Raw genomic sequence first — 13,591 nt, forward strand, 5'->3', positions numbered from 1 at the left:
GAGCCCTCAATGCAAATCATTCTTTTAGAAAAAGTAACAAACCTGGGCAACCTCGGCGACATCGTGCGCGTTAAAGACGGTTTCGCTCGTAACTTCTTAATTCCACAACGTAAAGCTCGTCGTGCGACTGAAGCAGCTATTGCTGACTTTGCAGTACGTCGTGCTGAGTTAGAGAAATTGGCTGCTGAGAAATTGGCTGCTGCTGAAGCTGTTGGCATCAAGCTCAAGGACTTGGTTCTTGAAATTGGTCAAAAAGCAGGTGTTGACGGTCGTTTGTTTGGTTCTGTAACCAACCATGACATCGCTGATGCTTTGAAAGCTAAAGGCTTCACAATTGAGAAGTCTTCAGTTCGCATGCCTACTGGCCCATTGAAAATGGTTGGTGATCACCCTGTAGCGGTTGCTGTTCATACCGACGTAGTTGCAGACATCACTATTCGTGTAGTTGGCGAGCAAGCTTAAGTTTTAGAACTGTAAATAAGCCACATGGCTGAATCCCGTTCACGTTCCGTTACGCTGAATCCCGGCATGATGGGTTCTGGGGATGCAGTCGTGCAGGCTTTAAAAGTCCCGCCACATTCTGTAGAAGCCGAGCAATCATTGCTCGGCGGTCTACTGATCGATAACTCTTCTTGGGATAACCTGGGTGGAGTATTAAACGATAAAGATTTCTATCGCCCCGAACACGCTTTGATCTACAAGGCGATTGCTCGTTTGGTTGGCGAAAATCATCCCGCTGACGTCATTACCGTTCATGATGCAATTAAATCTGAGCAGGGTGGTGATTTGGTTGGTATTGATTACCTTAATTCCCTAGCCCAAAACACACCTAGTGCCGCGAACATTAAAGGCTACGCCGATATTGTTCGTGATCGTAGTATTTTGCGTCGTCTGATTGAAGTGTCAGACAGTATTGTGAATTCTGCATTCGTACCAGAAGGTCGCACTGTTAGAACCTTGTTGGATGAAGCCGAGTCACGCATTTTGCAAATTGGTGAAGAAGGTAGTCGCAAAGCCGACTATCTCGAGATTGAACCCTTGCTAAAGGCTGTAGTAGCTCGTATTGATGAGCTCTACAACCGTCAAGGCGGCAGTGATATCACTGGTATTGCAACTGGCTTTTTGGATTTAGATAAGCAAACTAGTGGCCTACAAAAAGGCGACTTAGTAATTGTGGCTGGAAGACCTTCGATGGGTAAGGCGCAACCTCTAGATGCAAAAGTAAAGACTGTGGATGGGTGGAAGTTAATGGGTGATCTGAAGTTTGGTGATCGCCTTGCTTCTGTCGATGGTCAGCACTCTATGGTGACTGGTATTTATCCACAAGGCATTAAACAGATTTATAAAGTCACTTTCTCCGATGGGCGAGTGGCTGAGTGTTGCGATGAGCACCTATGGCGTGTGATGTACCGAGATTGGTCGGGGCCACGCGTTATCAATACAGCTCGCTTAATGGAAATGCTGCAGTGTGTCCGCTACAAAAATAGATTATGGGTTGATCCTGTGTCTGGCGATTTTGGTCACTCGAATGCATTGCCGATTCATCCATGGGTTTTAGGTGCGTTGCTAGGCGATGGCACTCTCGCACTATCTCATAGCTCTGTGATGTTTTCGACCAAGTCGCCTGAGCTTATTGAGCGCATGAATATGCTTGCTAACTTTGAGATGGAGTTAGTGCATGCTAATGCTTATGACTGGAGATTAGTCTCGAAAGAGAGAATTGCCGCTAATGGTCAAAGAGCGGCCGTAAAGACAAATTATTTTAGATCTGCCTTAAATGAATTAGGCGTTCTAGGCTGTAGAAGTTTTGATAAATATATTCCAGTTACCTATCTTGAGGCGAATAAGAATTCTCGTCTCGCGTTGTTCCAAGGATTAATGGACACTGATGGTTGGATTGAAAAGTGGGGCTCCATTCGTTTTTGTACAGCAAGCAAGCAATTGTCTGAGGACGTTGCATCTTTGGCTAGATCATTAGGCGGTATTTGCTCCATAGCGCATAAACAGTCTAACTACACCTACAAGGGTGAAAAGAAGCAAGGTCGTGTATCTTATTTTTTGAATATGAGCTTTGGACCTGGTTTTCAAGCGTTTACTCTGCCTGAAAAGACTGAAAGATTAAGAGTAAGTTGGGATCGTCAACGTAGACTTTCATTCAGGAGTATTGAGCCTTCTAGAGTGTCTCAGGCCCAATGTATTTCAGTAAGCCATCCTCAAAGAACTTATATAACGAATGATTATGTTGTTACCCACAACACTGCATTTGCATTAAATATTGCTGAGAATGTCGCTCTAGCAGAAGGTTTACCTGTCGTCGTGTTCTCCATGGAGATGTCAGGCGAACAGTTAGCAGCTCGTTTGCTCGGATCAGTAGGGCGTGTTGATCAAAGTCGTATGCGTACTGGTAAGTTGCAGGATGATGAGTGGCCACGTGTTACCGATGCCATTGCTCGTTTAAGTAATACCCAAATTTTGATTGATGAGACTGGCTCTTTATCCAGCTTAGAGTTGCGTGCTCGGGCGCGTCGCATTGCCAGAAACTTTGGTGGAACGCTAGGTTTAGTGGTGATCGATTATTTGCAGTTGATGAGTGGATCTGGTTCAGAGAATCGCGCTACTGAGATTTCTGAAATATCTCGCTCACTGAAATCTCTCGCAAAAGAATTGCAATGCCCTGTAGTAGCGCTCTCTCAGTTAAATCGTGGTCTTGAGCAACGGCCAAATAAACGTCCGATCATGTCTGACTTGCGTGAATCTGGCGCTATTGAACAAGATGCAGACTTAATTATGTTCATCTATCGTGATGAGGTGTATCACCCAGATACCACTACTGATAAAGGTGTTGCCGAAATTATTATCGGTAAGCAGCGTAATGGACCAATCGGAACAGTTCGCCTCAGTTGGCAAGGTCCGTATACCAAGTTTGATAACTTGGCGATGGGATCGATTGGTTACTCTTCTGGTGGATACGAGCCGTTCTAAGCAAAGAAATAATCTAAAAACTAAATAGAAGAGCAAATAGATAAAAAAGCCTCACACTGTGAGGCTTTTTTTATGAAGCAAATAAATGAGATCAACTAAGCAATCTTATTTACCGCCTTCACATTTTTTGATGGAGGCTGCTTTAGCTGCACCATACAGCGGCTTACCGTCTTTGCTAACTGCCTTAGCTTCACAATCATTTGGTTTTGCATCTCCCATACATTTTTTGATAGAGGCATCTTTTGCTGCCCCATACAGAGGCTTACCCTCTTTGCTGACTGCCTTGGCTTCACAAGCCGCTTGATCAGCAAAAGCATAGGTTGGCAGAGCAAAACTCAGAGCAATACTTAAGGCAACGATGATTTTTTTCATGACATCTCCTGTAGGGGGCAAATGAGTAAATAGATTACTCGATAAATGACTGTAATCAAAATGCAGAATTTCGGAAACATAGGGAAAGCGCTATTAACCCTAAAGAATCTGACGATCAAGGCGTCATACGACGTGCTTCCGTAAACTTTGCCGCCCAATAGGGCGAAGTGATGTAGTCGAGCCGCACGGTTCCGCCAGCGCTTGGAGCATGGACAAATCTGCCTTGTCCGACATAGATTCCAGCATGTGAATATTTTTCTCCGGTGGTGTTAAAGAACACCAGATCCCCCGGTGCGGGTGGCTGACCTTCAATACTTCTGCCTTTACTGCTCATTAGCTGAATAGTCCGCGGTAGCTTGATCCCTGCCGCTTTGTTATAGACGTACACAATTAGCCCACTGCAATCAAATCCACCCTTTGGGGTATTGCCGCCGTATCGATACGGAACATCTACCAAGCCTACCGCAGTAATAGAAATATCCTCAGTGCCAACGCTGGTGTCCTGCTTAAATTGGGCAACCCTAGTGGACGACGCTGATTTTCCGCTGAATATGCTACAGCCGCTTAAGATCAGCAAGCTACAAATAAAAATGCCGCACCCTACAAGAGTGCGGCATGAGAAAGGTTTCTTAGAGCGCGTCAGCAGCATGATCCGCTAGACGTGAACGCTCACCGCGGGCTAGAGTCACATGACCACCGTGACGCCAGCCTTTGAAGCGATCAACCACATAAGTTAAGCCAGAAGAACCTTCTGTCAAATAAGGCGTATCAATCTGAGCAATATTACCTAGGCAAACGATTTTGGTTCCTGGGCCTGCACGGGTAACCAAAGTTTTCATTTGCTTAGGAGTCAGATTTTGCGCCTCATCAATGATCACAAACTTACTGACGAAAGTTCTGCCACGCATGAAGTTCATGCTCTTTACTTTAATGCGGGAGCGAATGAGTTCTTGAGTTGCGGCACGACCCCATTCTCCAGCACCGCCATCTTCATTGCGTTGAAGTACTTCAAGGTTATCGTCAAATGCACCCATCCACGGCTGCATTTTTTCTTCTTCGGTACCTGGTAGGAAACCGATGTCTTCGCCAACGGGTACTGTTGCACGGGTAATGATGATTTCGTTATAGCGCTTGCTATCAAGTACTTGCTCTAGGCCAGCAGCCAAAGCAAGCAGGGTTTTTCCAGTTCCTGCTTGACCTAACAAGGTCACAAAATCCACATCTGGGTTCATCAGTAGGTTCATGGCAAAGTTCTGCTCGCGATTGCGGGCGGTCACGCTCCAGACATTATTTTTCTGATGAGAAAAGTCACGCAAGGTTTGCAAGAGCGCAGTCTTGCCATTGATTTCTCGCACTTGAGCATAGAAGGGCGTTGATCCGTCAGGGTTCTCTTGGTAGACAAACTGATTGACCAACATACTTTGTACAGATGGCCCAGTGACGCGATAGAACATAGTCCCAGATTTGGAGTCAGCCCAGCTTTCCATATCTTTACCATGTTTAGGCCAGAAGTCTGCATTCAAAGGCATGACACCGGCATACATCAGATCGCGATCTTCTAATACTTGGTCATTAAAATAGTCTTCAGCAGGTAAGCCAAGCGCGCGTGCTTTGATGCGCATATTGATATCTTTCGATACCAACACTACCTCTTGACCTTTTCGAGTTTTCTGTAATTCGCTAACAACAGCAAGAATCAGGTTGTCACCCTTTCCTTCGGGAAGTCCTTCTGGCAATGCTTGTGTAGTTAATTTAGTCTGGAAAAATAAGCGACCTGTGACATCTTGATTGCCAAGCTTATTAAGAGGGATGCCTTCATCTAGGGTGCCGCTGGTGCCGGCAATCAATTGATCCAATGATCTGCTAACGGTTCTGGCATTACGAGCTACCTCGGTCATGCCTTTCTTGTGGTTGTCCAACTCTTCAAGCGTCGTCATTGGCAAGTAAAGGTCATGCTCCGAGAAGCGGAACAGGGAACTTGGATCATGCATCAAGACGTTTGTATCGAGAACGAATAGGCTAGGAGGCCCAGTACGCACTACCCGTTTAGGTTTTGCAGGTGTAGCTGCCTTGTTCTCATTGCGCTGATTATGCGCAGGCCGATGATCCGCCTTAATTTTTTCGAGGGCTACTTCAGCTGCTGATAAATCTTCTTCCACATCGTTGGTCCAATCAATAGCTTCCACTACCACTGGTTTTGCTGGTGCAGGACGTTTCTTTAAGTCGGGAGTATCTTTACGACTGAGTTTTACTTGATCAGCAATTTGAGTGGGTATCGGGGGCAATGGCATGGACTCTCCTAAAAGAAAAAACCGTCAAGCGGAGTGCGTTGACGGTTTATTACAAAACTGGTTGCATCGATGGTTAAAAAACGGAGGGGGTTGCTCTCCGCACCTGATCTGAGATATTCAGGTTTCTGGTTCAAACGGATTGTCAGACTTTCCCGTCGTTTACGGTGCATATGAATCACTTTACCCCAAATTTTGGGGTTTGCAAGCACCTCGGATCAAATTATTGTAAAAATTATTTAGTGGCTTGAGCCGCTTGTAATACTTCTGTCACATGACCTGGAACCTTAAGGCCGCGCCACTCTTTTGCGAGCTTACCGGAGGAGTCAAACAAGAAGGTGCTGCGCTCAACGCCACGGACTTGTTTGCCATACATATTCTTCATCTTCATAACGCCAAAGATCTGGCAAAGCTTTTCTTCAGTATCTGCAACCAACTCAAAAGGCAGCTCTAATTTGCTACGGAAGTTGTCGTGCGATTTGAGGCTATCGCGGGAAACACCCACTACTAGTGTATTGGCTTTGGTAAATGCTTCGATGTTGTCTCTGAATTCACCAGACTCAGCAGTGCAGCCTGGGGTCATATCTTTAGGATAAAAATAGAGAACCAGTTTTTTACCTTTTGCGGACGCTGGTGAAAACGTCAATCCAGATGTTGCTGGAATTGCGCACTGTGGCATGGGTTGACCAATGGCTACTGTCATGATGATCCTTCGTTGGTTGATTGTCTCTTGGTTCTAACTATTTTGAATAATTAAATCACCACTGCGATTGGGGATTTCACCCCAAGTCACTGGCAGTACAGCTATTTTATCGAGTTGCTTGGTGGCTTCCCAGGATTTATGAAGCTCGCCCATGGTGACAAGGTCGTGACCTTGATTTAGCCATCCAGCAAGCAGTTGCTCAAATGCGGGCAATAACTTTTGACCTTCCAGTTCAGCGTGGAGAGTAAAGACCTGGTCATTCGGATTGCTTTGGGTGATCTCTAAAAGCTTTTTGACTGCGCCAAATTCATCGGCACCATCGATGCCAATCAGTTCATCAAAAGTAGGGAGTGTTGTTGGGTATTGCACATGTTTCGCTTTGCCAGATGGTAAGGCAAGGCGATAGGGCATGAGATTGGGCTCAGCTCTACCATCGGAAGAGTAAGTAATTCCCCATTGATCAAGTTGCTCAAAAGCAGTTTCGTTCATTTGCCAACCAGCAGCACCATAAGTGACTGGCGTATGCCCAAAGATTTCTACAAAACGATCCCAGCTTTTTTGCATCATTGCTTTAGTCCATGCTGCGTCTTGATTGCGCACAGCATCTTGCCAAGCCACATGATCCCAAGTATGAATACCAGTCTCATGACCTGCCTGATCAATGGCACGCATCTCTGCGGCTGCTTTTTTACCGATATCAGGGCCCGGGATAAGTACGCCATAGAGCAGTGTTTTTATGCCATAGTGCTCAACGACAGAAGTGCGGCTAACCTTTTTCAGAAAGCCCGGACGAAAGACGCGCTTTAAGGCCCAGCCAGTGTGGTCTGGCCCAAGGCTAAATAGGAAAGTGGCTTTTAAGCCAAAGCGCTCCAAGGTGCGGGCAAGATTGGGAACGCCCTCTTTGGTGCCGCGTAAGGTATCAACATCAACCTTGAGAGCAATCTTAGCCATGAACTCTTAAATTTACTTTTACTTATTCTTTATCAACTAGATGACGTGCTTTTTCTACATCTTCACGATAGGCTTCAAAAATATTCTTCAGCGCATCAGACATAGTTGTAGTTGGCTTCCAACCAAGCTCACTCATCGTGTTATCAATCGCTGGCACACGATTCTGCACATCTTGATAACCTTCGCCGTAATAAGCGCCAGAAGTAGTTTCGACAATCTTCACTTCATTGGCATTCTTGGCGTACTCAGGAATACTGCGAGCAATCTCTAACATTTGGTTAGCGAGTTCGCGAATAGAGTGATTGTTTTTAGGATTGCCAATGTTGTAAATCTTGCCATTAGCAACACCATCTTTATTATCGATAATGCGCATCAAAGCATCAATGCCATCATCAATATAAGTAAAGGCACGTTTCTGGGCGCCACCGTCAACGACGTTGATAGGTTCGCCGCGTACGATGTGACCCAAGAACTGAGTCACCACACGGGATGAGCCTTCTTTTGGTGTGTAGATGCTATCTAAGCCAGGTCCAATCCAATTAAATGGACGGAAGAGCGTAAAACGTAGGCCTTCCATGCCGTAACCCCAAATCACTCGGTCCATCAACTGCTTGGAGCAAGCGTAGATCCAGCGTGGCTTATTGATTGGGCCGTAAACCATATTGGATTTAGAAGGATCAAATTCACCGTCCTCACACATTCCATACACTTCAGAAGTGGATGGGAACACCAAATGCTTTTTGTATTTGACTGCGGAGCGCACGATCGGAAGGTTGGCTTCGAAGTCGAGCTCAAATACCTTGAGTGGTTGCTGTACGTAAGTCGCAGGCGTTGCAATGGCAACTAAGGGCAGAATGACATCACATTTACGAATGTGGTATTCAACCCATTCTTTGTTGATGGTGATATCACCTTCAAAGAAGTACATACGTGGATGGTTAATCAAATCACCCAGACGATCATTTTGCATGTCCATGCCATAGACATCCCAATCGGTTGTCTCCAGAATGCGCTTGGAAAGGTGGTGACCAATAAAACCGTTAACACCAAGAATGAGTACTTTTTTCATCTTTACTGCCTCGTCTTAATCTAATTTATTTGCTTGCTGGAAACCATTCCAATATTTCAACTGCTTGATGGTCGCCACAAATGCCGAATACCCGATTATCAACCACTTGGACGCCGCAAACCCCAAGATCTAGGTTGGCTGGAAATGGCCCTTTTAGGCTGGTGCGAGCCACAATCATGACTTTGCCATTGTGTTCAGTAAAGGCGCCTGGATAAGGGGGTGCAACGGCTCTGACAAGGTCGTGGACCTGTTTGGCTGTCTGATTCCAGTGAATTTGCCCATCTGCGGGCTTTCTGCCACCAAAATAGCTGCCTTTTTGCAGGTCGTTCGCTTGGCGGGGGACGATTCCCTTCAAAAGGCTTGGTAGGACTTGATTTATTACGTTTACTGCTGCCTGACTTACTTTGCTAAATACGTCTGTAGCGGTCTCATCTGGGCCAATATTGACTGCGGCTTGACCAACAATATCACCTGCATCTGGTTTAGCTTCCATCACATGCAAGGTTGCACCTGTTTCGGTTTCACCATGCAGGATGGCCCAATTGACGGGTGCACGACCACGATACTTTGGTAGTAGCGAGCCATGCATATTGAGTGCAGCAATTTTGGCGCAGGCCAAAATCTGTGCGGGAATCATAAAGCGATAGTAAAAAGAAAAAATATAGTCGGGCGAGATTACCTCGAGCTTCGGAATTAAATCTACTAGTTCAGGTGCACTTGGTGTGATGTACGGAATATTTTTTTCTTGGCAGAGCTTTGCCACACTGCCGAACCAAACATTCTCATTGGGATCATCTTCGTGGGTGACAACCAAGTCAATCTGTATACCCGCACTGAGAAGTGCCTTTAGGCAATTAACACCTACATCGTGATAAGCAAAGACGACTGCGTGCAATTATTTTTTCTCTAAAACAGTTTGCACAACATAGCGAGGGCGCTTGCGGATCTGTTGATAGATGCGACCAATATATTCGCCTAACAGACCAAGCCCAAAGAGCATCACGCCAATGAGGAAGAACGTCAGAGCGAATAGAGTGAAAACGCCCTCAACCTCAGCACCCAGAACGAAGCGACGCACGAGCAGATAAGCAAACAAGCTGCCTGCTGCAAGGGATAGGAGCATGCCGAGGATCGAAAAGATCTGTAGTGGCATTACAGAGAAGCCAGTGACCAAATCAAAATTCAAGCGGATGAGTTGATACAAGCTGTACTTAGATTCACCAGCAAAGCGCTCTTCATGTTTGACAGAAATTTCTACTGGGTTAGCAGAAAATGTATAAGCCAGCGCTGGGATGAAGGTATTGCTCTCATCGCATTGACGCACTAAATCAACGATACGACGGCTATAGCCGCGTAACATACAACCTTGATCAGTCATTGTGATACGCGTAATGTTTTCGCGTAAGCGATTCATGGCGCGTGAAGCAAATTTTCTAAAGAAGCTGTCTTGACGATCTGCGCGAATAGTACCGACGTAATCATGACCTTTTAAAAGTTGCTCAGTCAATGCATCAATTTCTTCAGGTGGATTTTGTAAGTCAGCATCCAAAGTAATGATGTGTTCACCTTTGGCGTATTCAAAGCCAGCCATGATGGCCATGTGTTGCCCAAAGTTGCTGTGAAATAAAACTGCGCGTGTCACATCAGGACGCAACTCCACTTGCTTGGAAAGGATGCCTGCCGAACGGTCTTTACTGCCGTCATTGACGAAGACAATTTCATAGGCAATCTTGCGCTTGGTGGCTAAAGCATCCAATGCAGGATAGAGACGGTCAAATAGAGCCTGGAGACCATCTTCCTCGTTGTAAACGGGGATAACAATACTGAGTGTTGGGTTAGCAACTAAATTTGCAGTCATGCCGCAATTTTGCCTGATTCTGTAGACTTAACCCAAGAACACTAGTTTTTACGGTATTTCTGCAAAATTCCGACGAAACCCTTGGCGATGCGGCCAATATCTTCATCTGCCATCGCGGGGAATAGAGGAAGAGTCAGAATGGATTTACCAATACGTTGTGCAATTGGCGTGTCTGAGGTTTTATAGCCTTGGTTTTTATAAAGCGTAAAACCAGTGATCGCGGGGTAGTGAACACCAGTGCCAATGCCCAAATCTTTTAAGTCCGTCATCACTTGAGCGCGATCGGCTTTTAACTGATCTAAGGGCAATACAACTTGGAACATATGCCAGTTGCTATCGGTGAAGTTTTCCACTGGAAGTTCTAATTGAAGATCATCTAAGCCGGCAGTTTTTAATTCAGCACGAATGGCATCAAAGTAATGGCGTGCTAATTGAGTACGACGTGCTTGATAATTGGGAAGTTGCTTGAGTTGCTCAAGGCCGATTGCCGCATTTACATCCGTCAAATTATCTTTGCCACCTAATACGTCAACATCCATGCCGTCCATACCCTGACGGGTTAATCCTTGTAGGCGGAATTTCTCAGCCAGCTTTGCTTCATCAGCATTGCTTAATACAAGGCAACCACCCTCAACAGTGGTGAGATTCTTGTTGGCCTGAAAACTAAAGCTGACTAAGTCTCCAAAGCTTCCAATTTTTTTGCCCTTCCACAGGGATCCAAAGGCTTGCGCAGCATCTTCAATGACGCGAAGATTGTATTGACTGGCTAATGCGTATAGCTGATCCATGTCAACTGGCAAGCCTGCCAAATAGACCGGCATGATGGCGCGCGTCTTTGGTGTGATTGCAGTGGCAACCTTATTTAAATCAATATTGCGTGTCACGGGATCGATATCTACAAAGACTGGTTTTGCGCCCACACTCAAGATGACATTGGAAGTTGCGACCCAAGAAATAGGTGTAGTGATGACCTCGTCACCTTCACCAATGCCTGCGACTTGCAGTGCAATCTTCATGGTTGCAGTGCCGTTAGCAAAACAGCGCACCGGACGATCGCCAAAGTATTTACTTAAAGTCGTTTCAAATTCTGCCAACTTTGGACCTGATGTTACCCAGCCCGAACGCAGCACTTCAGAAACGGCGTCAATAGTTTCTTGGTTGAAGCTGGGGCGCGTAAACGGGATAAATTCAGGAGTGGAATTTGACATGATGTCTTATATTACTTTAATGAGTTACTGCGTCACGTTCGATGTATCTGGATGCTTCACGATGACCCTGCGAGAGTCGCGATCAACTTCTTGCATGGGGAAGTTTTTAGCCTTCAGTGCATCAAACTGCTCAGGAACCATAAGTGCATAGGCTGTTTGATCTTCTTGCCAACGGGCTATAAATGCATCTAAAGTCGGCATCCACAACTCTGGCTGCTGATTGACGCCAAATTCAAGCTCGTCGGGTGATTCCACCATGATCATCGTTCTGCCTAAATAGAACGGCACGGTGTGGTCAAGGAGTTTTACAGAATAGAAATTTACTTTTTCAGGAATAGAAGCTTTTACTCGTTGCACCAGATCGATACCAGAAACTGCGCGACCTAAAGTCTCATGACCCGTACCTGCGATGATGGCGCATAGAAAAAATCCACAAGCAAAACTCACAATACTTTGAATGCCATTGCGCTTGCTTTGCCATGCTGCGTAGGCGCTAAAAATAACCAACGCTACCAATGCAGCTATGACCCAATAGGTGTAACGCGCATAAGCTTCAATCTCATCAGGCCTAGCTTGCTTGCCAATGGCATCCAAAAAGAAAAATCCAATACAACCGAGAATGGCAAACCCAATGGTCTGCAGCTTCCACGGTAAAGCCATAGTATTGGTGTGTCCAAGTAAGTGATCTAAACGGTTGCCAACGATTAAAGCAAGCGCTGGAAATACGGGAATGATGTAGCCAGGTAGCTTAGAGCGAGAGACGCTAAAGAAAGCAAAGATGACCACAAACCAACACACCAATAACCAGCCTGCAGAGAACTCGCGGCGGCGCTCACTCCAGGCTTGGGCAATGGCTCCGGGGATTTGAAGAGCCCAAGGAATGATGCCAATGAGAAGCAGCGGAATAAAGTAATAAATGGGACCTGTTCTGCTATGCGCATCTTGGGTGAAGCGCTGCAGATGTTCGTGAATAAAAAAGAATTCTAAAAACTCAGGGTTACGTTGTGCAACCAATACAAACCAAGGTGCAGTAATTGCTAGGAACAAAATACTGCCGCTGAAGATACGGAGACGAGACCAAATTTTCCAGTCCCAAGTGCTGATAGAGTACGCAATAAAAACCATTGCAGGAATTGCTGCGCCAATCACACCCTTAGATAAAGTAGCTAATGCCATGAAAGCCCAGCAAGCCCACATCCAATTTCGACAACTATTTTTATTGTGGGAAGTTTGTGCAATTAACAAGCTACATAGAGCTGCAACTAAAAATGAGGACAAGCCCATATCTAGCGAGTTGAAGTGTCCACTAATGATCCACATCGGACTAGAAGCTAAGACTACTGCTGCTAACCATCCTGCTCTGGCGTTATAAATTCGTGCGCCAGTAAACCCGACAAATAGAATTGTGAGAAAGCCAGTTAGGGCAGTCCATAGACGTGCTTGCCAATCACCAATACCAAAGACCTGAAATGTAGTTGCTGTTGCCCAAGCCTGTAATGGTGGCTTTTCAAAATACTTATAGCCGTTGTAGCGGGGTGTGATCCAATCGCCAGTTACCAGCATCTCGCGGGCAATTTCTGCATAGCGCCCCTCATCAGACGGAATGAGGTGACGATAGTTCAGGGTGCCAAACCAGAGTAAGCCGTAAATGATGACCAACAGCAAAATCTTGCCTGGATGTAGAGCGGACGACTGCCGAATTTGACCAAATTGCATTAAACGGGCTCCACAATCAGGGCCAGCAATACTTGGCGACCTTCACCAACCAGGATGTTGTATGTCCGGCAAGCAGCTTGCGAATTCATAATTTCAAAGCCAATTTTGGCCTGAACTAGGGCTTTGAGCAGTTCTGGCTTGGGAAAGCGTTGGCGACTACCAGTCCCAATGATGACTAATTCTGGTTTTAAATCAACCATTTGCGAGAAATGGCTAGCCTCTAGGCTATCAAATGACTGGGCCGACCAATTTGAGATGGCGCCATCGGAGCTCAGAAGAACTGCATGGTCGTATGGGGCCTTATTGATCTCTACGTAGCCATCGCCGTAGCCAGTGATCGTATTTGCTCCGGAGTGGGGGTCAGATTGAAGCTTCAAGTGGACTCTCTGTCATAATTATGTGGATTATAGCTAGCTGTTTTTTCTCATATTTCAAGAACTTACC

At 45.8% G+C, this 13,591-nt stretch carries 13 protein-coding genes; 2 read left to right on the top strand and 11 right to left on the bottom strand.

What is annotated here, in order from left to right:
* The first annotated feature begins 9 nt into the window (after nt 1–9).
* Together rplI and dnaB are read left to right on the top strand one after the other, a co-directional pair.
* Nucleotides 10–462 carry a 50S ribosomal protein L9 gene (gene rplI, locus AOC20_RS02270; protein ID WP_215361102.1) on the top strand — a complete coding sequence of 151 codons (453 nt, stop codon included), beginning with the start codon at nt 10–12 and terminating at the stop codon, nt 460–462.
* Between the two features lie 69 nt (nt 463–531).
* Entirely contained in the window at nt 532–2,982 is a 2,451-nt protein-coding gene (gene dnaB / locus AOC20_RS02275) for a replicative DNA helicase (RefSeq protein ID WP_349814561.1), read from the top strand.
* 105 nt (nt 2,983–3,087) lie between these two features.
* On the opposite strand, the gene AOC20_RS02280 is transcribed toward dnaB, so the two are convergent.
* From AOC20_RS02280 to AOC20_RS02330, 11 genes are all read right to left on the bottom strand, one after another.
* Entirely contained in the window at nt 3,088–3,354 is a 267-nt protein-coding gene (locus AOC20_RS02280; protein WP_215361103.1) for a hypothetical protein, read from the bottom strand.
* Nucleotides 3,355–3,469: 115 nt separating this feature from the next.
* Nucleotides 3,470–3,931 (bottom strand): C40 family peptidase, encoded by a 462-nt coding sequence (locus tag AOC20_RS02285; protein WP_433915462.1) that lies wholly within the window; start codon nt 3,929–3,931, stop codon nt 3,470–3,472.
* A gap of 52 nt (nt 3,932–3,983) precedes the next feature.
* Nucleotides 3,984–5,645, bottom strand: a complete 1,662-nt coding sequence (locus tag AOC20_RS02290; protein WP_215361105.1) for a PhoH family protein — start codon at nt 5,643–5,645, stop codon at nt 3,984–3,986.
* 232 nt (nt 5,646–5,877) lie between these two features.
* The gene (locus tag AOC20_RS02295) at nt 5,878–6,345 is read right to left on the bottom strand and encodes a peroxiredoxin (protein WP_215361106.1); all 468 of its coding nucleotides are present in this window, start codon (nt 6,343–6,345) and stop codon (nt 5,878–5,880) included.
* Between the two features lie 33 nt (nt 6,346–6,378).
* Complete coding sequence (locus AOC20_RS02300) at nt 6,379–7,296, bottom strand: polysaccharide deacetylase family protein (RefSeq protein WP_215361107.1); 918 nt, start codon at nt 7,294–7,296, stop codon at nt 6,379–6,381.
* 22 nt (nt 7,297–7,318) lie between these two features.
* Nucleotides 7,319–8,365: a bifunctional UDP-4-keto-pentose/UDP-xylose synthase gene (locus tag AOC20_RS02305; protein WP_215361108.1), complete on the bottom strand. Its 1,047-nt coding sequence runs from the start codon at nt 8,363–8,365 to the stop codon at nt 7,319–7,321.
* Between the two features lie 25 nt (nt 8,366–8,390).
* Entirely contained in the window at nt 8,391–9,260 is an 870-nt protein-coding gene (locus AOC20_RS02310) for a formyltransferase (protein WP_215361109.1), read from the bottom strand.
* Nucleotides 9,261–10,223, bottom strand: a complete 963-nt coding sequence (locus tag AOC20_RS02315) for a glycosyltransferase (RefSeq protein ID WP_215361111.1) — start codon at nt 10,221–10,223, stop codon at nt 9,261–9,263.
* A 41-nt stretch (nt 10,224–10,264) separates the two neighbouring features.
* On the bottom strand, nt 10,265–11,431 hold the full coding sequence (locus tag AOC20_RS02320; RefSeq protein WP_215361113.1) for a DegT/DnrJ/EryC1/StrS family aminotransferase: 1,167 nt from the start codon (nt 11,429–11,431) through the stop codon (nt 10,265–10,267).
* 24 nt (nt 11,432–11,455) lie between these two features.
* Nucleotides 11,456–13,147 carry an ArnT family glycosyltransferase gene (locus tag AOC20_RS02325; protein ID WP_215361115.1) on the bottom strand — a complete coding sequence of 564 codons (1,692 nt, stop codon included), beginning with the start codon at nt 13,145–13,147 and terminating at the stop codon, nt 11,456–11,458.
* Nucleotides 13,147–13,524 (bottom strand): Mth938-like domain-containing protein, encoded by a 378-nt coding sequence (locus tag AOC20_RS02330; RefSeq protein WP_215361117.1) that lies wholly within the window; start codon nt 13,522–13,524, stop codon nt 13,147–13,149. The genes AOC20_RS02325 and AOC20_RS02330 overlap by 1 nt, the downstream gene beginning before the upstream one ends.
* Nucleotides 13,525–13,591: the final 67 nt, after the last annotated feature.

Source organism: Polynucleobacter ibericus (genome assembly GCF_018687955.1).
In the GTDB taxonomy this organism is placed as follows: Bacteria; Pseudomonadota; Gammaproteobacteria; order Burkholderiales; family Burkholderiaceae; genus Polynucleobacter; species Polynucleobacter ibericus.